We start from the raw sequence: 23,266 nt of genomic DNA on the forward strand, positions 1-23,266 counted from the left end.
TTGTGTTTTTTATTATTAGTTTGTGCATGTTTGTGTTTCGAGGCAGGTCCAAGCCGTTCCTTTATAGATTTTCAAACAGCCCTGACCAACATTTTCGTCGGTATCAAATACCAGCATCCCTTCTACTGGGTTAGCAATGGTTGTTTCGGGTGAAACCATTCTATTAATTACAAAACCTTTGGTTTTTGCTTCCAGGGCGGTATGCGCACCAGACCGAATCATTGGCCAGTTACCATCCTGAGCACCTGCACGCTGCAGCGCGGTAATACCATGATTGGTTGACAATCCTATACCTGCAGCTGCTGGTTTGTAACATGCACAGGCAGGATCCCCAGCAGGATACACCGTTACAGTTACCGTTTGGTTACCGGAAATATCATAACCCAATGTAGATGTATAATATACTTTAAGATTAAAGACGTAAATACCCGCAGTAGCAAAAGTAAGTGTCTGTGTTGCACTTGTAGATCCTGTAGTAGGAAGCGGTGGAGTAAAACCGCCAGTGGGACCACTTACCAAAGTCCAGAGATAATTTTTATCAGCAAGCGAGTCAGCGGTAGGTATAAAACCGGTATAGGTCCCAGATAAAGTGACAGAAGTTGCAGCACTTCCTAAACAAACTGAGTTAGGGGTTGCAGAAGGTATAGCGTTAATACTTCCTCCATTAGAATTTAATTGCCAAAAATTATAGGTAGAATTTGAACCGCCACAAACAGCAAAATTTAACTCCGTTGTTCCGTCTACAAACTTAATTTGTTTATTTCCGGTACAATTTCCCAACTCTGACCTTTCTGGCTGAATTAGATTAGTTCCTGTATTACTAGTTGCCCCGTTATAGTTCGTTAAAATTAGACTTGAACCTAATCTAAGCTTAAGTGCCGTATTATTTTGGGAAAAGTTTATTATACCACCCAAAACATATACATCCTGATTGGTTCCTAAGAGAGCCAATGTTGCCATATTCGTAAATAAGGTAATTATTCCTTTATCAGTCGTTAAATTCGTTACTGGCAAATTAGCAAGAACATATAAATCTCCAAAATAATAAGTTTGCGTACCGCTAACCGTTACATTGGTTCCCGGTGCTATAAATACTTTGTAAGTCCCCTGTGCAGTTGTGGTCGTATTCTGTCCCGGATATTGGGTCGCAGCTGCCCACCCTGTAGAAGTGTAAACATTCCAGGTTGTGGTAGCAGTCCAGGCGCCTGTAACAGCAACTGATTTATAATCACCTATTTGTGGTGCCGGAGCCGATTGGGCTGAAGACATACCAGCCATGGCTAATACTAAAAAGAATATAATCCTAAGTTTCATAATTATTTGTGTTTTAAAAAATGAATAAAAAGTGTTATCTCGATAAATAACATAACGAGGTATAAATTTTTTTCAAAACTTTTATTGGCAAGATATTACGAAGAGAAAATTGAAAAGGATACATTCCCTGACAATAGAAAATTATTTTAACAATTCCGTCATTTAAATTTCTGGAATTAATTAAAACTATTAACTATATAAATAATACGCTGAAGTATAAATTTTTTTCAAAATTTCTATTTGTAATAAATTACGAAGCAGAAAAAAGAAGTGAAAAAAATTTATCCGTAAGAAGAAGTGGGTAATTTAATTAATTTCATCATTTTGTTGTGTTATTTGTGTGTTTGTGTCTTTACGATCGTAAAATTAATATATTTTTCTGACATACACCGATTTAAATGCTAATTTATTTGAAAAATAATTTTCTGTGGAACAAATCACCTAAAGGAAATTGAAAATAATCAGTAGCATTCTGCCTTATCATTTATTAAAGGATCACCTAATATTAAAGGATTATTCTCAGTGATGTAACAATTAAAATAAATATCCTACCTATTAAAAAATAAATCTCCACTTGATGTTAGTAATTAAGGATCTCAATAAATCATACGACACCGGAAAGAGCAAACTTCATGTTCTGAAAGGAATTAATCTTTCGATTGATGAAGGAGAATTTGTTTCGATTATGGGAAGTTCGGGTTCTGGAAAATCTACTTTATTAAATATAATTGGGATTTTAGATGAGAAAGATTCCGGAATTTACAACCTCGACGGGATTCCGATTGAGGATCTATCCGAAATAAGAGCCGCAGAATACCGGAGTAAATTCCTCGGTTTCATCTTCCAGTCGTTTAATTTGATCGGTTACAAAACCGCCCTGGAAAATGTAGCCCTCCCACTCTACTATCAAGATGTTCCGCGAAAACTGCGCAACCAAAGAGCCATGGAATATCTGGAAAAAGTAGGATTGGCAGACTGGGCGACCCATATGCCGAATGAACTTTCGGGCGGACAAAAACAAAGAGTCGCCATCGCCCGCGCTTTAATTACGGATCCAAAAGTAATTTTGGCTGATGAACCCACAGGAGCTCTGGACTCTAAAACAACCTATGATATTATGAAGCTTCTTCAGGAAATTAACCGTGAGGGAAAAACAATCATTGTGGTTACCCACGAACCAGACGTTGCTGCAGAAACCAAAAGAAACGTTATCCTGAAAGATGGCATTATCGAAAGTGACAAATTTATTACCCAAAGGGTTTTACAATAAATGATGAGTAATTGGCAATGAGCAATTGGCGAATAGTGAATTTAAGAAATAAAATTAGAGTTAAAAATTATGTTTGATCTTGACCGCTGGAGAGAAATATTCGAATCGATTCGCAGTAACATATTGCGAACGGTGCTTTCCGGGTTTACGGTCGCCCTGGGTTTATATATTTTCATCGTCCTTTTTGGCATTGGAACCGGTTTGCAAAACGCCTTTACCAAAGGTTTTGCCCGGGACGCAACCAACCTGATCACTATTTTCACCAGAAAAACAACCATCGCTTACGGCGGTTTACAATCTGACCGGCAAATCATTCTTAAAAATGATGATTACGAGAAAATCACCACCGAGCAACCAGAAAGATTAGAAAGTGCAACGCCAAGATATTCCGCAAACATGACTGTGAAATACGGTAAAGAAAGCGGGAATTATCAGATCAGTGGCGCGAATCCTGATGAGATTATCATCGAAAACCGTAAAGTGACTGAAGGCCGGTACCTCAACCCTTTGGATCTAAACCGCAAACAGAATGTTGCCGTGATTGGCAGAATGGTTCAGCGCGATTTAATAAAAAACGGAAGTCCCATTGGAAAAGACTTAGATATTAATGGCAGCATATTTAAAATCGTGGGTGTTTTTTCTGATGACGGAGGCGATTTCGACGAACGAATGATCACCATTCCCATCACCACGCTGCAGCAACTGAAAAAAGGTTCAGATACCGTAAGCACTATTTTCCTGACTTACAATACCAACCTTACTCCAGACCAGGCCATTAAATATGGTGAACAACTGGAAAAAGAATTAAAAGCCAAACATAAAGTTTCTCCCGATGACGAGAATGGTGTTGTTGTAAGAAATAATGCTAAAAATATGGGTCAAACTTTTCAGTTTTTATTCATCATTACGCTCATTGTTGGTTTTATTGGTATGGGAACACTCCTCGCCGGAATTATTGGAATCAGCAATATCATGGTTTATATTGTTAAAGAAAGAACGCAGGAAATAGGGGTTAGAAAAGCCATCGGAGCCAAACCAAGCAGTATCGTCAGTTTGATTATGCAGGAAAGCATTGTCATCACTGTAATTTCCGGTTTGATAGGTGTTGGTCTGGGAATTCTCACTTTGCATTTAATCGGCGACAGTTTAGAAAAATATTTCATAGTAGATCCCTCTGTTGGTTGGGGGTTAGTGATCGTGGCCTTTATCAGTTTAGTCATTTCAGGGCTGATCGCAGGATTTGTACCTGCCTATCGGGCCAGTAGAATTAAACCGATTGAAGCGTTGAGAAGCGAATAAGTAATTAGCTTTAATGTCAATGGGAATTTTGAATAGTGAATAGTGAATAGTGAATAGTGAATAGTGAAATTAGCTGTTAATAATTCCTCCAAAGAAATCCACCATAAAAATTGACCCGAATAAATTGACCGGCGAAGCCGAAATTAACTGGAACAGATTGACCAAAAAACAAAGTTTTTTATATGAACATCATTTTCAAAATAGATACCTGGCAAGAAATTTATTATTCCCTGAAGAATAATAAGCTTCGAACGTTTCTAACCATGATTGGCGTGGGCTGGGGAATGTTTCTTTTTGTTGCTCTTCTGGGTGCGGCGAAAGGGATGGAAAATGGCTTTGATAAAGTGTTTTCAGGCTTTGCAACCAACTCTATTTTCCTGTGGGCACAGAATACCTCGATTCCTTATGATGGATTTCCGAAAGGCAGAAAAATGGATCTGCATTTAAGCGATCTTGATTTGCTTCCCCAAAAAATTCCGGCCATTGATTATATTTCCCCTCAAAGTACCCGTGGAAACTTCGGCACCCCGGGTGAAGCTTTTTCCAGAAACGGAAAAAATGCAACTTACACATTAACCGGTGATTTTCCGGTAGGAAATAAAATTTCTGAAAAAAAACTCATCTTCGGAAGGTATATTAACGATGCCGACATCTCCGGAAATAAAAATGTAGCCGTCATTGGTGAAGAAATCTATAAAAACTTTTTCGATGCCAAAAAAAATGAAAACCCTATCGGACAGTCAGTTAATATAAAAGGTATATTCTTTAACGTCATCGGTGTTTTCCGGGTAAAAAAAGGAGGAGGTATGGAAAATGACCAATCCGCTTTTATTCCTTTTACGACGTTTTCTAAAATGTATAACAATGGCGACAAAGTGGGATTCTTCGCGATTGTAAGCAAACCAAATGCAGATTTGAAAATTGTTGAAGATCAGGTAAAAGCTGAACTCAAAAAAAAATACAATGTCTCGCCGGAAGACACCAACGCTTTCGGAAGCTTTAACCTCGGAAAAGAATTTGCCAAACTGACCGGCTTTCTTACAGGTATGCAGCTGCTGACCATTACGGTGGGCACTTTAACCATTTTAGCCGGCGTAATTGCCATTTCGAACATCCTATTAATTACAGTAAAAGAAAGAACGAAAGAAATCGGTATCCGTCGTGCTTTGGGCGCAAAACCGGCAGAAGTGCGAAATCAAATTCTGTTAGAAAGCGTGGTGATTACTTTATCATCAGGACTTTTGGGATTTATGCTGGGCATTTTTCTGCTGATGATTCTCAATGCGGTGACCAAAGGCCAGGATTCTTTTCCTTTTTATAATCCGACGGTGAATTATGGACAGGTTTTCGGCGCGATGGCAATTATGGTTATTTTAGGTTTAATTGTCGGAATGATTCCGGCACAAAGAGCGGTGAAGATCCGACCGATTGAAGCACTGAGGTCGGAGTAGGGAGTTTTTGAGTAATTGGGTAATTGGGTAATTGGGTGATTGGGTTTTGTACTACAAAGCTTTCAGTTTAAAACTAATTAATACCGGATAATCACCTGATTTTGTAAATAAAACGAAATCGCGACCCGGCCTGAATGAAGCTCTTTTTGCGAGGAGGCACGACGAACAAAAAAGCGGGAATGGAGGACGGAAACAGTCGCCCAAAAAAATATTAAAAAATAAACGAAGTATATGAAAAAGAAGTTCACTTTAAAAAAAGCAATTTATATCCTCTTAGGATTAGTTTTCGCGGTGGCATTGATTTCGGGAATTAGCTATCTGATTTCGTCGAACACCAAAGAAAGCGAGGCATTCCTAACCAAGAAACCATTTGTTCAAAATATGGACGACAAGGTAATGGCGACCGGAAAAATTGTACCGCGGGAAGAAATTGAAATCAAACCGAATATCTCTGGAATTATCGATAAAATCCTGGTGACGGAAGGTGACAAAGTAACCGCCGGACAGCTGGTTGCAACGATAAGAATCGTCCCGAGTATACAAAATGTGAACGCAGCGCAACAGGAAATTAATAATGCGAATCTGCAGATCAACAATGCTCAGGTGAATGTGTCGCAGCAACAAAAGCAGTTTGCCATGCAGGAAAGGCTGTATTCCCAAGGGGTGATTTCTAAACAGGAATATATTTCGGCTCAGCAGCAGCTGCAGTCGACACAGCAGGTGTTGAAAAATGCGCAGCAGCAAAGACAGACTGCCCTGAAAAACCTGCAAATCGCAAAAACCGGAGCGACGCCGGAATTGGCAGGTCTGGCAACGACACAAATCAGATCTAAAGCCAACGGAACCGTATTGGAAGTTCCTGTAAAAGTCGGCAGCCAGGTCATCGAAGCCAACTCCTTTAATGCCGGAAGTACGATTTGCTCGATTGCAGATTTGAATTCTCTCATTTTCCAGGGCACGATTGATGAAGCACAAGCCGGAAAATTAAAAGAAGGTTTGGAGATGAACGTGGTAATTGGTGCTTTGCAAAACAAATCTTTCCCGGGACGCGTAACGATGATTGCACCGAAAGGAAAAGAGGAAAACGGAACGATTAAATTTCCCATTGAAGCCGATGTTTTTAATAAAACCAATGAATATATCCGCGCGGGATTTTCAGCAAACGGCGAAATTATACTGAGTTCGCAGAAAAACGCTTTGCTTTTGGATGAATCTTTAATTCAATATGATAAAGTGAACGGCAAAGACAATTCTTTTGTAGAAGTGAAACAGCCTGACGGAAAATTTAAAAAAGTAAATGTAAAACTCGGCGCAAGCGATGGAATAAATGTTCAGATCTTATCCGGCATCAACAAAGATGCTGAAGTAAAAGTCTGGAATCCGTCTGATAAAGACAAAGAAGCTTTGAAGGAAAAGAAAGGTAAATAAACAACAATCTTAGTTCTATAACAGATAATCCCGGAAATTTCCGGGATTTTTTTTTATTCTGGATTTGTCCGGAAAGTTGTTTTAATATTTTTAAATAAAAAAAAATAGGTAAGATTATTTAATGAATAAATAGGAACGATATTTTCCTGATAAAAATTTTCATAACAATTTTTAATTATTCTTTCGATAAAAGACCTATAAAAAAAAGGGTGTTGTCTCTCTTCAACTTAGGTGGTTTCCCCCAATAGTTCGGCCCACATTATGTTCATCTTTGCTTTAAGAAAAACAGAACATTTTATTTGACCGCAAATGAAATGTAAATAAATTACAGTTATGAAAACCTTTAATTACGATATCGACGACTGCTTTAATGCTGCCTGTAATTCTTTGGGCAGAGAAATGGGAATTTCTTCAAAACCAAATTCGCATTTAAGATCAGATAAAAAATTCTTTGTAAAGAAAAAAAAGAAAATATCTTTATATGAAAAAGTAGAATTTGCTATATTACTAATTTTCGCAAAACTCTTTATTTAAAACTATTTTTTTCCAAATTATCGATTTATAGTCCCTGTTTTTTTTACAAAATAAGGGACTATATTTTTGATTTGGCTTTTCTGAGCAATAATCCCAGGTTTAAGAATAAAAGAAGCAATCCTAAAGTCATCCAGATCGCTGTTTTGATATTGTCGAATTTGAGTTGTTCTATATGCGTTTTTGCAATTTCTGCCAACTTAGAACTCTGAACAATATAATTTTGAACCTCAATAATCTGATCTTCATTTTTATTTGGCACTGAATGCTGGGAGAAATAAACCATATTTTTCTTTCCCATATAGGCGGCAATCCAATACTGATCGGAGGAATCCATTTTCAAATAATCGATTCTATAATAATTGTTTCTGATATTTCCGACGTGTCTGGTTTCGTACCGCAAATCGGGATCAGCATGGTTGTTTACTTTGATAATATAAAAGTCCAGAGGGAAAGGCAATTTGTTGACCACCTGAACGGTCATAGAATCCTTTACAAAGTGATCTACACTTTTCTGAATGAAATAATAAGAGAAAACAATGATGGCAATCCCGACAACTGTCATTCGAAAAGCCTTCGCCCAAATACTGAACCTGCCGGTTTTAATCACCGAAAAAAACAAGCCAAAGGAAAGCAATACTGCAAGCAGAAAAAACAAATAAAACATGGCGTAAAGATAAATAAAATTAACAAGTACCCGTCGAAAATTTAAAAGTGCAGCATCTTAGTCTACATTCCATTCCCGGTAGAACTGTTCCAGGAAATTCAGCATAAAATCATGTCGTTCTTCCGCTATTTTTTTTCCGGTGCCGGTATTCATCAAATCTTTTAACAGCAACAATTTCTCATAAAAATGATTGATGGTGGTTCCGTTCGATTTTTTATAATCTTCTTTCGTCATATCCAGTTTTGGATGGATATCCGGATGATACATTATATTATTTTTAAAGCCACCATAATTAAAAGTCCTTGCAATTCCAATAGCGCCAATGGCATCAATGCGGTCGGCATCCTGAACAATTTGCAATTCGACGGGCAAAATATCCGGCATCTCTTCTCTGTTTTTAAAGGAAATATTTTTAATAATGAATAAAACCGGTTCGATTATTTCAGCCGAAACATTTTGACCTTCCAGAAATTCGCGGGATATTTTCAGCGCCAAAGTTTCATCCCCGTCGTGAAATTTCGGATCTGCAATATCATGAAGCAAAGCAGAAAGTTCAACAACTTCCAGATTACAGGTTTCTGCAGCAGCAATTTTTTGCGATAATTTCCAAACTCTTTCGATATGAAACCAATCGTGACCTGCTTCGGCACCTTCTAATTTTTCTTTAACAAAAGCAACCGTATTCTGAATTAAATTTTGGGACATTCTTCTTTTTTTAAAATTATTGGGAAACTTCTACAAACTGAAAAACCTGTTTACTTTTAGGATTATAAATAAGCGTGCTGCTGTTCGGGAATCTTTTCAGTTTGTAATATTCAATGCTTTTATCATTTTTCAGATCTTCTAAAAAAGTCATATCGATGGTATTTGCGGGTAGAAATTTCTCTACAAAACTCAGTTTATCAATGAAACTTTTACCATCAATTTTTTTGACCACTTGATCAGATTTCTCTTCGCTTGAAGTTTCCTGTTGCTCCAAAAAAGGAATCAACAGTTCTTTATCAGCTTTATACTTAAAAAAATAAGCGGGCGATCCGTTCGGAAAACTGAATTTCTTTCCTTTAAAATCCGAAATCATGGCGCGATCTCCCTGAGGAAATACTTCCTGAAACTGGGCATTCTCCGCACCGGTCATCGAATTTATAGAATTACTGACGGTTTCATGAACTGCATTTTGTGCTTTTTGTTTAACACTTTCTGTTGTTTTATTAATGGTTTCAGTGATTGTTTCTTCGATTTTCGAGCAGGAAGTCCATGCGAATAATGGAAGAATGATGACAATATATTTTTTCATTTTTAAATTTTAAAATTAATTTTCTTTAAAGGAACTGATGAGTTTATCAAGGTTAAGACTCCGTGCAGAAGCATCAAAAATTTCCCTATAGGAGCCGTGAAGACTGATGAGTTCGTCGTGCGTTCCACTTTCTACAACCTGTCCTTTTTTCATGACATAAATACAGTCCGAATCTAAAATCTGCGATAAAGAATGTGAAATAATAACGACGGTTCTGCCTTCTTTAATGGCATCCAGCGAATTTTTTATCTGTTCCGTAGCGACCGCATCCAGACTTGCAGTTGGCTCGTCGAGAAAAATGATCGGCGGATCTTTCAGAAACAGTCTGGCAATGGCAATACGCTGCTGCTGCCCACCCGACAGCTGTGTTGCATCGTGATTATACTGTTGCGGTAAATCGACGATCTGATCGTGGAGATACGCTTTTTTGGCAGCAGTTTCTATTTCTTCAAAAGTGGCGTTCATATTTCCGTACCGAATATTGTCTTCAATACTTCCCTGAAAAATATGGTTCTTCTGCAAAACCAAACCGATATCGTTTCGTAATGAAGTATTATTGAAATCATTTAAATCCACCTCATCCAAAAAAATATGTCCCGAATCCGGAAAATAAAATTTGCACAAAAGATTTATGACCGTTGATTTCCCGGCACCACTCAAACCGACCAGCGCCGTAGTTTTTCCATTTTCTATGGTCATAGAAACATTATGCAGAGCTTTCGTTCCGTTAGGATAAGTGAAATCGACATTCTGTAACTGAAATTTTCCTTTGATATTTTCTTCAATGAAAGTTCCGTTCGGTTCGGTTTCGTCTTCTGCATTCAAAATATCGAAATATCCTTCCGCATAAATCATCGCATCATTCATATCATCATAAATCCGGTGAAGCTGCCGAATGGGCGCAGAAACATTATTAAATAAAAGAATATGCAGCATAATCGCCCCGATGGTCATCTGCTGATCGAGTACCAGATAAACAGTCAGCAGAATAATTAAAACGACCCCGATCTGCTCGATAAAAGTTTTTAAACCGTCATAAATAAAATTGGTTCTTCGGGTAAACATCTGGCTGTCCATCAACTGCATCTGCAAATCGTACTGTTTTTTTCCTTCAAACTTTTCACGAACGAAACTCTTGATCACCATAATCGAATTGATCAGATTTAAAAGTCCGGAAGTTTTTTGCTCCCGCTGATTGCGCAACTGCCGGCGGACACCTGATAATTTTTTTGCCTGTAAAGAACTTATCACAAAATAAACAGGAACCACAATCGTAGAAACTAAACCTACATATACATTTTGCATATACATAATCACCAACGCAATCAGCGCATTGGAGAACATGGGCAAAATATCGATAAAGAAATTCTGAACCAATTTGGTTAAACTTTCAATTCCACGATCAATTCTTTGTTGAAGTTTTCCGGATTCGTGGTTTTCATCATTATAAAAGGCAACGCTGTAAGTCAATATTTTGTCAATGGCTGTTTGGGCAAGAACCGAACTTGTGTTAATTCTGATTTTTTCCCCGTAGAATTTCTGGCCAAACTGAATGAAAATATTCATGATTTCTTTCCCAAGTAAAATGGCGGATATGATAACCAAAACATGAATTCCTTCGTCCATCGGATTTGGAAGCAGCGAAAGTTTGGTGACTTCGTCAACGGTATATTTTAAAACCAAAGGATTCACCTGCGCCATCAGGGCACCGATAAATGTCAGAAATAAAGTGCCGTACATCATCAGCCGGTAAGGTTTGATGAAAGGAACCAACTGCTGATAAATATTATAAAGCGTAATCGTTCTGTTGAATGGTTTGGGCATCGTTTAAAATAGAAAAAATTGGAAATATTCTAACTTACAAAAAACCGACCACGATCAATTGATAAAAATGAAAGCGATAAAAAAGAAAAAACAATCCTTTACAATTCAAAAGTGAAACTGGTCAAATAATGCAATTCGGGTTTGCTGACCAGTTTTGAATTTGATTCTGCTTCTTCCAAAGAATAATTGCTGTTGATTTCTTTCTTTTGAAAAAGAAAAGAATTATTAGAATTTTTGTCTACCACTTCATTAAAGATATGTTCAATTTCAGAATTCGCTAACGATGCAAAACTGATGTCTTCAAAACCGTACATCAACCGCAGATTATCGGTATTCTGAAAATTTTCATCTACAAAATGTTGAAACTGATTTTTTGAATCAAAATTTCCGGCCCAGATATTATAGACAAAAGATTTTTTCTTCGGTTTATTTAAAATATCCTGATAGACGAAGTTTTCGCCAAGATAAGCATCCCGAACCTGTGGATCATTGGCCAAATCATGCGGAAGTCCTTCTTTCAAAATTCTTCCTTCAAACATAATATAGGTTTTATGCGTAATCGCTAAAGTCTGCTGTACGTTGTGATCTGTAATTAAAATGCCGATATTTTTATCCACCAAACTTCTCACAATTTTCTGGATATCTTCCACGGCAATCGGGTCTACGCCCGCAAAAGGTTCATCGAGTAAAATAAAATTCGGGTTGGTCGCCAGACAACGGGCGATTTCCGTTCTTCTTCTTTCACCACCGGATAAAAGATCACCACGGTTTTTGCGAACATGCTGCAAAGAAAACTCTTCGATGAGTTCGTCGCATTTGATTTGTTGCTCCCGCTTTGAAAGTTTGGTCAACTGCAGAACGCCCAAGATATTATCTTCTACCGAAAGTTTTCTAAAAATCGATGCTTCCTGCGCCAGATAACCAATTCCTTTTTGAGCCCTGCGGTACATTGCATCGCTGGTAATTTCTTTATTGTCCAGGAAAATTTTACCAGAAGTTGGTTTTACCAAACCCACGATCATATAAAAACTGGTGGTTTTCCCGGCTCCGTTGGGACCGAGAAGCCCTACGATTTCACCTTGCCGGACTTCGACAGAAACCCCTTTTACCACTTTTTTCGGGCCGTATTCTTTAATTAAATTTTCTCCGCGTAGAATCATGGAGCAAATATAATAAATTAGATGCAAGATTGGGTGAAAACCTCAGCCGCTGAAACCGATAATTGAATGTTTGTCTCTGAATTTCTTTAATTTTCAATTTAAAAAAATTATCTTCGCTTTTTAGAAAAATCATCAGATTTGAGTGCCAAAGAAAAGGAATTTGCGAAACTAATTAAGGATAATCAAGGTTTGATTATCAAGGTTTCCCGGCTTTACACTAATACTTTGGAAGATGAGCAGGATCTTTTTCAGGAAATCGTGTTACAACTATGGCGTTCTTACGACTCATTCAAAGGACAGTCGAAAATCTCTACCTGGATGTACCGCGTGGCTCTGAATACCGCCATCACGCTTTTCAGAAAAAAAACAAAGTCCCCGCAAACCGATGAACTGATGGATTATCACCACAGCGATTTTGTGGAAATTGACGATGAAAAACAACAGCACATTTCGACCCTTTATAAAGTCATCAAAATGCTGCCAACGGTAGAACGGGCAATCGTAACCATGTATCTGGATGATTTGCCCTACCGCGACATTGCAGGAAACTTAGGGATTACAGAAGTGAATGCAAGGGTAAAGATGAATCGGTTGAAAAAAACTTTAAAACAACTAATGGAAAAACATGCCTGAATTTGATTTAGATAATTTCAAAAAAACATGGCAACAGGAACCTGTCCGGCCAAAATATGACAGCAAAGATATAGAATCGATGCTGAATAAATCGTCCCGTAATTATGTGAAATATATCCTCTGGATCAGTTTAGCTGAATTTATCATTATTCTTTTGGCCAACATGTACTATTCTTTTTTGGGAGACGACACCTCGGATTTAATGAGCGTTTTGGGCAAATTAGGAATCGATCATTCTGAGGGTTTTGAAACAACAATATCGCATCTTTATTTTGTTTTAAAAATGGTCAGTTTAGCTCTCACAGGAATTTTCGTGTATTTATTCTATCAAAATTACCGAAAAATAAAAATCGAATCGAATCTTAAAAAACTGATTCTCCAGATTATTAAATTCAAAAAAACGGTTCAACTGTTTATCGTTGCCAATATCGGCTTGGTAATCTTATTTACGCTAATTTTAGGAGTATTCACGATAACTGTTTTGGTTGAACAAAATGTTGAATTAACAAATCCTACATTAACTGGTTTTATCACAGGATTAATCCTAACCATGGGAATCAGCGTTGTTTTAATCTGGATCTATTACCGCATCGTTTACGGATTCATCCTCCGAAGACTAGGGAAAAACCTGAAGCAGCTGCAAAACATAGAAGAGGAGAATTAATAAAAATCTCCTCTTCTTTTCCTGTTCTTTATTGTGAAATTTTACAGTTCTTTTCTCAACCGCGCTACCGGAATATTCAGCTGCTCACGGTATTTTGCAATCGTACGTCTGGCGATATTATATCCTTTTTCTTTCAAAAGGCCAACCAGTGCATCATCTGTATGAGGTTTTCTTTTGTTCTCATTTTCGATCACTTCCATCAGATGGGTTTTGATTTCTTTGGTAGAAACTTCTTCACCGTCATCATTCGTCAACGAATCTGAAAAGAGACTTTTTAAATAAACGATTCCATTCGGTGTATCGGCGTATTTGCTTTTTACCACACGGGAAATTGTAGAAATATCGAAACCTGTAATATCTGCCACATCTTTCAGAATCATCGGTTTCAGTGACTTATCATCCGCAGTAATGAAATATTCTTTCTGTAACTGAACGATGGCAGAAATCGTTTGCAGTAAAGTATTCTGGCGCTGATTAATCGCATCAATATACCATTTCGCGGCATCTAATTTCTGTTTAATAAAAAGCGCTGCCTGCTTATGTTCCGCCGATTTTTTATCGTGGGAATAGGTGGTTAAAATATCTTTGTACTCATCTGAAACCCTCAAAGACGGAGCGTTTTTACTGTTCAAAGAAGGAATAACGTCCACGCCTCGCGGTCCGTTATCTTTAACGGTAATTAAAAAATCCGGAATAATTTCATTATTAATGGTAATGGTCTGCGTATCATAGTTCCCGCCCACTTTCGGAGACAATTTTGAAATCACTTCCAAAGCAGCTTTTAGATCGTCTTCTTCAATATCGTATTTCTGGATAATCTTATTGTAATGCTTATTGGTTAATGCATCAAACTGATTTCTCAGGATATTCCCCGCTAAAATTACAGCTTTATCTGCACTTACTTTTTTCTCAATCTGCAGGAGAAGGCATTCCTGTAAACCTCTGGCTCCCACTCCCGGTGGATCTAATTTCTGAACGTAATTTTCTAAAATTTCAGTTACTCTTTCTGTAGTTGTAATCAAACCTTGTGAAAAGGCCAAATCATCTACCAACTGCTTTACTTCTCTACGAAGATAGCCGTCGTTATCGAGGTTTCCGATGATATATTCTGCAATTTTCAAATCATCACCATCTACATTTGCCAAACGGATTTGCTCTAAAAGGTAATCGTACAAAGATTCACCTTCCGTTAAAAGGGATTGATTATCAAACTCTTCATCGTCAGCAGAATAATTATTAGCGGATGATTTGTAGGCCGGTTCGTCATCGAAAATATAGTCATTCACATCGAAATCGGTGTCGATACTTTCATTGCCTTCATCTTCAAATTTCTCATCGAGCGAAGCATAGTCCTCTTCTTTATTTTCTTCCTGCACCTTTTCCAAAGCAGGATTCTCTTCGAGCTCGCGCTCTAATTCTTCTTCAAATTCCAGCGTGTGAAGTTGAATCAACTTCATCAACTGAATTTGTTGCGGGGCCAATTTCTGGCCGAGTCTCATTTGAAGATTTTGTTTCAACATATTTTTGTGCTTTTATTTATCTGTTTTTCTTTTTATGATATGCTTAAATTTCATCTTGAGTCTCGTGTTAATGCTTCATCGAATTCCTCAATATCACTATTGGCGAATTTTTAAAAGCATAATAACATCTATTTTAAAGATAAAATTAAAAAAATTTCCTTAAAACTCTGCACTATTAGGCGTTCTTGGGAAAGGAATTACATCTCTGATGTTGGTCATTCCCGTTACGAAAAGTACCAGTCTTTCTAATCCCAATCCGAAACCTGCGTGCGGCACAGAACCGAATTTTCTGGTATCCAGATACCACCAAAGTTCCTCCTCATCTACATTCATGTCTTTCATTTTGGCTTTCAATACATCGAATTTATCTTCTCGCTGAGAACCTCCGATGATCTCACCAATGCCCGGGAATAAAACATCCATCGCTGCAACAGTTTTGCCGTCTTCATTCAGTTTCATGTAAAACGCTTTGATATCTTTCGGATAATCAAACAAAACGACAGGACTTTCAAAATGCTTTTCTACCAGGAAACGTTCGTGCTCACTTTGCAAATCTGCGCCCCATTCATCAATAGGAAACTGGAATTTACCTTTTTTATTTTCTTTGGAATTTTTCAGGATATCAATCGCTTCGGTATAAGAAACCCGTTTGAATCTTTTCTGAATTACGTTTTGCAGTTTCTCGATTAATCCTTCGGAAGCTCTGTCTTTCTCAGGCTTTTGTTTTTGTTCTTCTGCAAATCTTTTGTCTAAAAACTCCAGATCATCTTTGCAATTTTCCAAAACATAATTAATGACGTATTTTAAGAAATCTTCTGCAAGATCGATATTATCTTCTAAATTATTAAAAGCAACTTCAGGTTCTACCATCCAGAATTCTGCAAGGTGACGCGTAGTGTTTGAATTTTCTGCACGGAAAGTTGGTCCGAAAGTATACACTCTTCCCAAGCCCATCATGGCCGTTTCTACACTTAACTGACCGGAAACCGTTAAATTGGTTTTCTTGCCGAAAAAATCCTGTGCGAAATCGACCGCACCGTTTTCATCACGTGGAATTTCATTCAGATCGAAATTGGTAACGCCAAACATTTCTCCGGCTCCTTCTGCATCTGCACCGGTAATAATCGGCGTGTTCATATAGAAAAACTGGTTCTGATTAAAGAACTGATGAATCGCAAAACTCACCGAACTTCTCACTCTGAAAACCGCACTGAATAAGTTCGTACGGAAACGCAAATGCGCCTGTTCACGCAAAACTTCCAATGAATGTTTCTTTGGCTGAAGGATTGTTTTGTCTCTTTCTTCGGTAAAGTTATCTCCTAAGATGATAATCTTTTTAGCAATGATTTCGATATTTTGTCCCGCTCCCTGACTTTCTACAACCTCACCGACAATTTTCAATGAAGCCGCGTTGCTGATGTTTTTAAGAATGTTTTCATCAAACTGTTCAAAGTCGACAACCACCTGTAAATTGTTGATCGTGGAACCGTCATTCAAAGCGATAAACCGGTTGGAGCGGAATGCTCTTACCCAGCCCTGCACGGTGATGTCATGATGAATCAGTTTTTTATAATCTCCTAATAATTCTTTAATAGTCGTTCTCATTCGTAAGTATTCAATTTTAATGTGTCCTGCGAACCGGCTAGATTCAGCATTCCATAATCCTATAGATGCAAACTTACTAAAAATTGGCGTAAAATTTGCTCTTAGGCAAAAATTATCATAAAAAAAACGCTTGTTAAAAAGCGTTTAAATTCATTGGGCTGGATATAAGATTGCTTTATCAAGCTCGATTGGATTATTATATTTCCGAAGATAATCTTGTTTTTTTAGAGAAATTACATCTGTAATTTCTTCAATTTTCTACTTTCATTGATGGGAAATGCATCATAAATATAATGAAATCAGTTTTAATATAACCTCCCAAAATATCGAATTAGCAACCTAACTGATAAGCAATGAAATTTATTTTGAAATCCCAGTTGCGAACCGACTTGAGTGGAGCTCCTTTTGGGCAACGCAGTGGGGGCAAAAAAGCGGGAATCCTTCGACAAACTCAGGATAAACTCAGGCGGAAATTGTCGCCAAAAAAAATTAAAGAATTAACTTTCGAAGACATAAAAAATAAGATTTACTCGTCTTTCTTAGACGGCACCAGGAAAACATCCATCAAACCTTCTGGCAAAGACATTTTCAGAAACTTCTCTTCGCGGTTTAATTCAATAATCCAGTCTTTGATAATCGGAATAACGATTTGTTTCCCCGCTAAAGTAAGCACGAAATAATGCTGACCGGTTTGGTCATTGACCGACTCGATAATACCGCAGGATTTACCGTCTTCTTCGCGGATTTCAAAACCTATAACTTCGTGGTAATAAAATTTGTTACCTGTCAATTTCGGCAAACCGGAAAGCGGAAGATAAACATCTTTACCCACCACCTGATCCACGAGTGCTTCGGTAGAATTTTTGAAAGAAACAATCAGCGTTTCGCCTTTGCTCCAAGACTGTCTGGCAATAAAAAAAGGCACCAATAATCCGTTGATATCTACAAATACGGTGTCTAATTTAGAGTACATTTCAGGCTGGTCTGTATCTAATTTCAGGAATACATTTCCGTGTAATCCGTGTCTTCGGGTAATTTTTCCTAAAAAATAGCAATCTTCTTTTTTCATGGTACAAATATAAAGTGTTTTAAAATAACAGAGACGTCAAAAATGACGTCTCCATAATTCTTAAAGTAAGAAATTTTATTAAGCCTGAGTTTCTTCAGTTCCTTCTGCTTCTGCAGTTGGTTCTTCAGTAACTTCCGGAGCTGCTTCTTCTACAACTGGTGCATTAGCCGCTTCTTCAGCTGCTTTTGCTTCAGCGATTTTAGCATCAGCTTCAGCTTTTGCGTCGTCAACTAATTTCTGTGCAGCAGCTAATCTATCTTGGTTTACTTTCGCTTCAGCTTCTAAAGCTGCTTTTTTAGCATCTTCTTTAGATTTTGCCAAACCGTCTTTTTTACCAACAACTTTTTGCTCTTTTTCTTCTAACCACGCTGCGAACTTTTTATCAGCTTCAGCCTGATCGAAAGCACCTTTCGCTACTCCACCCTGCAAGTGTCTTTTGTAAAGCACCCCTTTGTAAGAAAGGATTGCACGAGCCGTATCGGTAGGTTGCGCTCCGTTCCCTAACCATTTTACTGCTGCATCTACATTAAGTTCAATTACCGCTGGATTGGTGATTGGATTGTAAGTACCAATTTTTTCGATGAATTTACCATCTCTACTTGCTCTTGCATCGGCAACTACGATGTGATAAAAAGGTTTTCCTTTTTTACCGTGTCTCTGTAATCTAATTTTTACTGACATAAATGTTTGAATTTGTGGGAACTCGTCCCGATTAATTAAGGTTGCAAAGATAATGAAATATTCTCATTCACCAGTCCTAATATTTAAATAATTACAGCCTAAGAATCTTTTTTTTCAGGAGTCGGGAACCTGCTTTCCGCTGTATCTTTTATTCCGCTCAAGCTCCATAAAAGGATGCCGCTGCAATCAGGACTATGAAGGACGTTTCGAAAGAAATTTAGGTTCTAAACTGAGATTTACACCCTTAGAAAAAATAGTAAAATGCAATTTAACTGTAAGATCAAAGAAGACAATTCTTTTCTCTTCAGAACATTTCATTATTAAATTTATACTTCGTGTACTTTTAATTCTCTACTGAAAGAATACCATAATCAAAGCCAGAATAAACCCAATTCCGGCGTAGATCATTCCTCTTCGGAAGGCTTTTGATTTGAAATTAAACATCCAGAATGAGGAGATCACAAAGAAAAACAAGACAAGTCCAAAAACCGTATTCAAAGAAGCATAACGGTGTGTGGAGGTTGATTTATGCAACTGATTAAATTTCTCCAACACGATCGGCAACTGCATTTTAGTATATTTCGCCTCACCGCTTTTGAGATTATAAGTTCCCTGTTCAAAAATTTTAAGATCACCTTCGCCTGGCTGGAACTCAATATTTTTCATTTTGATTTCCTTCGCGAGTTCTTTTTCCGTCATATTGGGTTTCAATACGATTTCGGTTTTATTTTCTTTTTTCAGGAAATTGGTATCACGGTAAATTAACAATACTCCACTGATGGAATATACAGCCATAATCCCCGCTGCGAAATAACCTAGATAACGGTGTGTGATCCGCATGAATGACTTGGTGTCCTTAATTGCTGCCATAGTTTTCTGTTTTTGTTTTTTTGTTTTTTTGTTTTTTTACTTTTAAATAACAGAAGTGGAAACCGAAATCCCCACCGCTGTTGCTATGAATTTAAGATGATATGAATGTTTTTTTTAATTAGAGCTTATAAGTTAAAGTCACGTAGAAATTTCTTGGCGTAATCGGGTTTACCGAGTAATTTTCGTGCACATTGTAATTCACGGTGTCAAACAGATTTCCAACTTTTCCCATGATGGAAAACTTCTTCCAGTCATATCCGGCAGATAAAGATGCGGTGACATAATCATCCACTTTGAATAATCTGGAAACGCCGTCTCTTGCATCATTGGTGGCTTTTGTATCATTCCAGCCGGCAAGTCTGTCTCCTACGAAGTAAACACTTGCGCCTAATTTTAATCCTCTCACATACTGATTAAAGGTATAGAAAACGGATGCGTTTGCTGTGGTAGCAGGCGTTCTCACGAGCCGCTGGTTTTCAACATATCCGAAATCTGCGGGCGTATCCAGATAAACTGAATGGTTGTAAGATGCTCCCGCGATTATTGACAAGTTCGGATAAGGATTTCCTGTAATATCTAATTCTACACCCTGACTACGCATTTTCCCCGCGAATTCTTTAATTGCTGTATCCGAATTTACAGTTCCATCTGCTTTATAATCTGCAGTTTGATAGAAATTTCTATTTTCAATCTGATAAACGGAAAGATTTAAAGCGACTGCGTTATTCCAGAAATTATGTTTCATTCCCACTTCAAACTGGTCGATTAATGAAGGTTTCAGAGAATTCCCATTGATATCCCGTCCCGTATTGGCGGAGAAGGAATTGGTATACGTTGCAAAAAGTGATAAGTTATTATTCGGCATATAAACCAAACCTGCTTTTGGAGAAAAAGCCCTATCCACAGTTCCTGGGCCGGCAGTAATTTTTCCATCGGCAAAATTCACTTTCTCAGATTCTTTATTTTCAATGTATGACCATCTTAAACCGGCCAAAACTTTAAATTGATCTGAAAGTTCAATATAATCCTGAGCATAAATTCCGAATCTTTGGGTTGGAATTCTGTTTCTGTCCTTTTTGATGGCGTCTGGCATCGCTCCTGAAGTCCAGGTTGCAGGATCATCTAAATAAACAGTACCGTTTGCCGCACCATTGGTTCCGTATAAATAAGAGGTTCCGAAAGTTTTTCCGTTTTTGGGATCAAGATAAGTATAAGAATCAGCCATCCCGTAGTCTCCATCGGTACCCACCAAAATTTTGTGCGTAACCCTTCCGGTTTTTACTTCACCATTAAGATTCACTTGTAATGAAGTATAATTCTGTTCATTATAAGTTCTGTTCAACGGTCTTTTCCAGTTCAATCGGTCTGCCGCATCGTAACTCCACTGCACTCTTTCTGTTGAAAAATAATCTTTCGTATAATTCTGATAGGAAGCCGCCGCGTTTAAAGTCCAGACATCATTAAACTGGTGATTAAAAGTTATTCCCGTTGTGGCCTGCTGTACATTTTGAAATTGCCAGTCGGCACCAACAAATGCATTTCTTGGCAATAAAGTGTTTAAGGAGTAAGAATCATCTTTACTGATAATAGAACCCACTCCGAAATCCGGTGTAAAATCATTTTTCAGATAATCTGCTTCTACAATCAACTGAGAATTTTCTCCAATATTAAATAAAAAAGAAGGATTGAAATAATATTTTGAAGAAGAAACCACATCTCTAAAACTGTCAGCCGTTTCATAAGCACCATTGACTCTGAAAGCAACTTTATCATTTAACGGCCCGTAAAAATCGACAGTAGGTTTATAAGTATTCCAGCTTCCGGCACTCAATCCGACACTTCCGCCAAAATCGAATCTCGGTTTTTTCGTAATTAAATTGACTACGCCGCCCGCTGCGACATTCCCGTACAACATGGCGTTTCCACCTTTCAATACCTCTACTCTTTCCAACCCCGAAACTTCAGGAAAAACACCGCTGTTTACCCGGGCTCCATTTTTGAAAATATTATCGTTCCCGAAATTAAATCCCCGTCCGCCAAAACTGTCCTGAGAATTCCCTCTGGAAGAAGTAATGTACAATCCATTCACATTCTGAAGAACATCGCTCAGCTGTTTTGCCTGTTGCTGCTCAATAATTTCATGGGTAACAATTGCCACGGGTTGTGGGTTTTCCATCATCGTCAAATTGGATTTCGACGACATTGGTCTTGCTTTATTTGGATTCCCTGTTTTGTGCAGGTTGATATCTTCTATCTGTTGAATTCTGATGGTATCGCTTATTGGGTCAAATTTCATCTGCGCACTTAGTGTCGCGACAATCATTAAAGCTCCAAGTGAAATAATCTGTTTTTTCATAAGACGTTTTTATTTAGACTGAATTAAAATAACAGCGCAAAAGTAAAAAACAGTTTACTATTAGACAAGGCTATTTGTAATTATTCTAAATAAACTTTATGACAAATGCTTAAATCACTGAAAATGAGTAAAATTAAAGACCGTGATTTTTATCATGTTCGTCTCATTAGCAGAAACCCTGCGAGAACGAACACTATATTGATAACGAAATACGTGAGTCCATTCGGCGCGGTTGCTGTCCCGAACAGCACCACTGCATTTCCTAAAACAGCAATAATGGTGATGATTTTTTTTAAGAAGGAATTTGTAGTGAAGACTTTCTTGTTAAATAATTGAAATAAACCCAGAAATAAAGCCCCATTTACCAAATAAATAAAAATAATAGGAATGGCAGAAAGATCAAAGTTGCTCTCCGTAAAATAAGGATGCGTGTTGTTAATATAATAGACGAAGAGGTAAAAAACAATAATTAATGTTCCAAAAACTGCACTGTTAACAGGCATTTTCGTTTTCTCATTCACTTTATTTAAATTTAGAAATTTCTTCGACTTTTCTAAATTTGCAAATTGATAAGGAACGCGAATTGTCGCTAAAAGCAAACCATTAGAAGTTCCTAAAACAGAAATAATAATGAAAAGCTGCATTAATATCGCCCCAGAATTCGACGCAGTTTTCCGTGCAAACTCTGTGATATAAGTGTCTTTTAACTGAATAATTTCATCGCCACTCATCCGGAAAACAATTCCCAAATAATAAGCGATATAAATCACCATCACCGAAATGGTTCCAATAATTAAAGCTTTCGGCAGATTTTTCCTTGAATTTTTAATTTCCCCAGAAATCTGCGTGGCAATATACCAACCGTCAAATGCAAATGAAATAGGAATGAAGCTCGCCGCCACCAAAAGAATAAACGATTGATTTTGCAAACCACTTCCAACCTGAGTAAAGGTATTCACTTCGCTTACCTCTCCTTTAAATAAACTTAAAATTCCAAGGGAAGCAATAAATATTAAAGGCAAAACTTTCAACACCGTGGTCATCTGCTGAAAAACTCCACTGCTTTTCGGTCGGAAAATATTAATAAAAAAGAAGATGACTAAATTAACAAAACCTATCAGCGCAAAATGCAGAGGCGTAGGTTCAAAACTCATGAACTCTGCCAGTAAATGCGCGATATAAATTCCTGAAACGGTGAATAGAACGGCTGTAAGGGCAGGATAAAACAAACTCATGTACATCCAACCCACAAAATAACTTGCCGTTTCGCCGAATCTGTAGTTCACGTAATTCAGAATCCCCCCATCTTTCGGTAAAAGTTCTGCATAATTCGCCATTGAAATTCCCGCGAACACCACGCTGACTCCCACAATGATAAAACCTAAAAGCCCGGCCAAAACATTTCCCTGTGCTGCCAATAAAACATCGTCTACTTTAAAGAAAATGCCGGAACCAATCACTTGGCCAATCACCATCGAAATGGCGGTAAACAATCCGTATTTGGCTTCCAGTTTTTGGTCGTTGCTCATTTTTATAAAAATTTAACACAAAGAAAGCAAAAGCTTTTTAGTTATTAAATAAAAAGCACAAGATCCCGAAAAAAAGTATTATTTTTTTTTTTGCCACAAAT

General features: G+C 37.6%; 19 protein-coding genes and 1 pseudogene. 7 read left to right on the forward strand and 13 right to left on the reverse strand.

Annotated features, from left to right (window positions below; translation table 11 throughout):
• Positions 1-15: 15 nt before the first annotated feature.
• Complete coding sequence (locus NBC122_RS02185; protein ID WP_133438803.1) at positions 16-1,314, reverse strand: hypothetical protein; 1,299 nt, start codon at positions 1,312-1,314, stop codon at positions 16-18.
• Between the two features lie 577 nt (positions 1,315-1,891).
• Here NBC122_RS02185 and NBC122_RS02190 point away from each other — a divergent pair.
• The 5 genes from NBC122_RS02190 to NBC122_RS02210 all read left to right on the forward strand — a co-directional run bounded on the left by NBC122_RS02190 (position 1,892) and on the right by NBC122_RS02210 (position 7,296).
• Positions 1,892-2,584, forward strand: a complete 693-nt coding sequence (locus NBC122_RS02190) for an ABC transporter ATP-binding protein (RefSeq protein WP_133438804.1) — start codon at positions 1,892-1,894, stop codon at positions 2,582-2,584.
• Positions 2,585-2,653: 69 nt separating this feature from the next.
• The gene (locus NBC122_RS02195; RefSeq protein WP_133438805.1) at positions 2,654-3,883 is read left to right on the forward strand and encodes an ABC transporter permease; all 1,230 of its coding nucleotides are present in this window, start codon (positions 2,654-2,656) and stop codon (positions 3,881-3,883) included.
• Between the two features lie 182 nt (positions 3,884-4,065).
• Positions 4,066-5,334 (forward strand): ABC transporter permease, encoded by a 1,269-nt coding sequence (locus tag NBC122_RS02200; protein WP_133438806.1) that lies wholly within the window; start codon positions 4,066-4,068, stop codon positions 5,332-5,334.
• 231 nt (positions 5,335-5,565) lie between these two features.
• Positions 5,566-6,762, forward strand: coding sequence for an efflux RND transporter periplasmic adaptor subunit (locus NBC122_RS02205; RefSeq protein ID WP_133438807.1), 1,197 nt, complete (start codon positions 5,566-5,568; stop codon positions 6,760-6,762).
• Positions 6,763-7,095: 333 nt separating this feature from the next.
• Positions 7,096-7,296, forward strand: a complete 201-nt coding sequence (locus NBC122_RS02210) for a hypothetical protein (RefSeq protein WP_133438808.1) — start codon at positions 7,096-7,098, stop codon at positions 7,294-7,296.
• 58 nt (positions 7,297-7,354) lie between these two features.
• Here NBC122_RS02210 and NBC122_RS02215 read toward each other — a convergent pair whose 3' ends face one another.
• From NBC122_RS02215 to lptB, 5 genes and pseudogenes are all read right to left on the reverse strand, one after another.
• On the reverse strand, positions 7,355-7,960 hold the full coding sequence (locus NBC122_RS02215) for a hypothetical protein (protein ID WP_133438809.1): 606 nt from the start codon (positions 7,958-7,960) through the stop codon (positions 7,355-7,357).
• Between the two features lie 57 nt (positions 7,961-8,017).
• The gene (locus NBC122_RS02220) at positions 8,018-8,665 is read right to left on the reverse strand and encodes an HD domain-containing protein (protein WP_133438810.1); all 648 of its coding nucleotides are present in this window, start codon (positions 8,663-8,665) and stop codon (positions 8,018-8,020) included.
• A gap of 16 nt (positions 8,666-8,681) precedes the next feature.
• Positions 8,682-9,254: a hypothetical protein gene (locus NBC122_RS02225; RefSeq protein ID WP_133438811.1), complete on the reverse strand. Its 573-nt coding sequence runs from the start codon at positions 9,252-9,254 to the stop codon at positions 8,682-8,684.
• Between the two features lie 15 nt (positions 9,255-9,269).
• Complete coding sequence (locus NBC122_RS02230; protein WP_133441034.1) at positions 9,270-10,997, reverse strand: ABC transporter ATP-binding protein; 1,728 nt, start codon at positions 10,995-10,997, stop codon at positions 9,270-9,272.
• A gap of 515 nt (positions 10,998-11,512) precedes the next feature.
• Positions 11,513-12,238 (reverse strand): annotated as a pseudogene (lptB, locus tag NBC122_RS02235) (LPS export ABC transporter ATP-binding protein); the annotation flags it as partial.
• Between the two features lie 138 nt (positions 12,239-12,376).
• On the opposite strand from lptB, the gene NBC122_RS02240 reads away from it, so the two are divergent.
• Positions 12,377-12,871, forward strand: a complete 495-nt coding sequence (locus NBC122_RS02240; protein WP_133438813.1) for an RNA polymerase sigma factor — start codon at positions 12,377-12,379, stop codon at positions 12,869-12,871.
• Positions 12,864-13,535 (forward strand): beta-carotene 15,15'-monooxygenase, encoded by a 672-nt coding sequence (locus tag NBC122_RS02245; RefSeq protein ID WP_133438814.1) that lies wholly within the window; start codon positions 12,864-12,866, stop codon positions 13,533-13,535. The genes NBC122_RS02240 and NBC122_RS02245 overlap by 8 nt, the downstream gene beginning before the upstream one ends.
• A gap of 41 nt (positions 13,536-13,576) precedes the next feature.
• Here the strand turns inward: NBC122_RS02245 and rpoN are convergent, their stop codons facing one another.
• The 7 genes from rpoN to NBC122_RS02280 form a co-directional block, all read right to left on the reverse strand.
• Complete coding sequence (gene rpoN, locus NBC122_RS02250) at positions 13,577-15,055, reverse strand: RNA polymerase factor sigma-54 (protein ID WP_133438815.1); 1,479 nt, start codon at positions 15,053-15,055, stop codon at positions 13,577-13,579.
• 159 nt (positions 15,056-15,214) lie between these two features.
• The gene (asnS, locus tag NBC122_RS02255) at positions 15,215-16,660 is read right to left on the reverse strand and encodes an asparagine--tRNA ligase (RefSeq protein WP_133438816.1); all 1,446 of its coding nucleotides are present in this window, start codon (positions 16,658-16,660) and stop codon (positions 15,215-15,217) included.
• Between the two features lie 526 nt (positions 16,661-17,186).
• Positions 17,187-17,729: a ribosome maturation factor RimM gene (gene rimM, locus NBC122_RS02260; RefSeq protein ID WP_133438817.1), complete on the reverse strand. Its 543-nt coding sequence runs from the start codon at positions 17,727-17,729 to the stop codon at positions 17,187-17,189.
• Positions 17,730-17,807: 78 nt separating this feature from the next.
• Complete coding sequence (locus tag NBC122_RS02265; RefSeq protein WP_133438818.1) at positions 17,808-18,410, reverse strand: 30S ribosomal protein S16; 603 nt, start codon at positions 18,408-18,410, stop codon at positions 17,808-17,810.
• A 351-nt stretch (positions 18,411-18,761) separates the two neighbouring features.
• A complete protein-coding gene (locus NBC122_RS02270; protein ID WP_133438819.1) occupies positions 18,762-19,280 on the reverse strand; it encodes a hypothetical protein in 519 nt (172 codons plus the stop codon).
• A 118-nt stretch (positions 19,281-19,398) separates the two neighbouring features.
• The gene (locus NBC122_RS02275) at positions 19,399-21,636 is read right to left on the reverse strand and encodes a TonB-dependent siderophore receptor (RefSeq protein ID WP_133438820.1); all 2,238 of its coding nucleotides are present in this window, start codon (positions 21,634-21,636) and stop codon (positions 19,399-19,401) included.
• 152 nt (positions 21,637-21,788) lie between these two features.
• On the reverse strand, positions 21,789-23,165 hold the full coding sequence (locus NBC122_RS02280; protein WP_133438821.1) for an APC family permease: 1,377 nt from the start codon (positions 23,163-23,165) through the stop codon (positions 21,789-21,791).
• Positions 23,166-23,266 lie beyond the last annotated feature (101 nt).

The organism is Chryseobacterium salivictor, from assembly GCF_004359195.1.
In the GTDB taxonomy this organism is placed as follows: Bacteria; Bacteroidota; Bacteroidia; order Flavobacteriales; family Weeksellaceae; genus Kaistella; species Kaistella salivictor.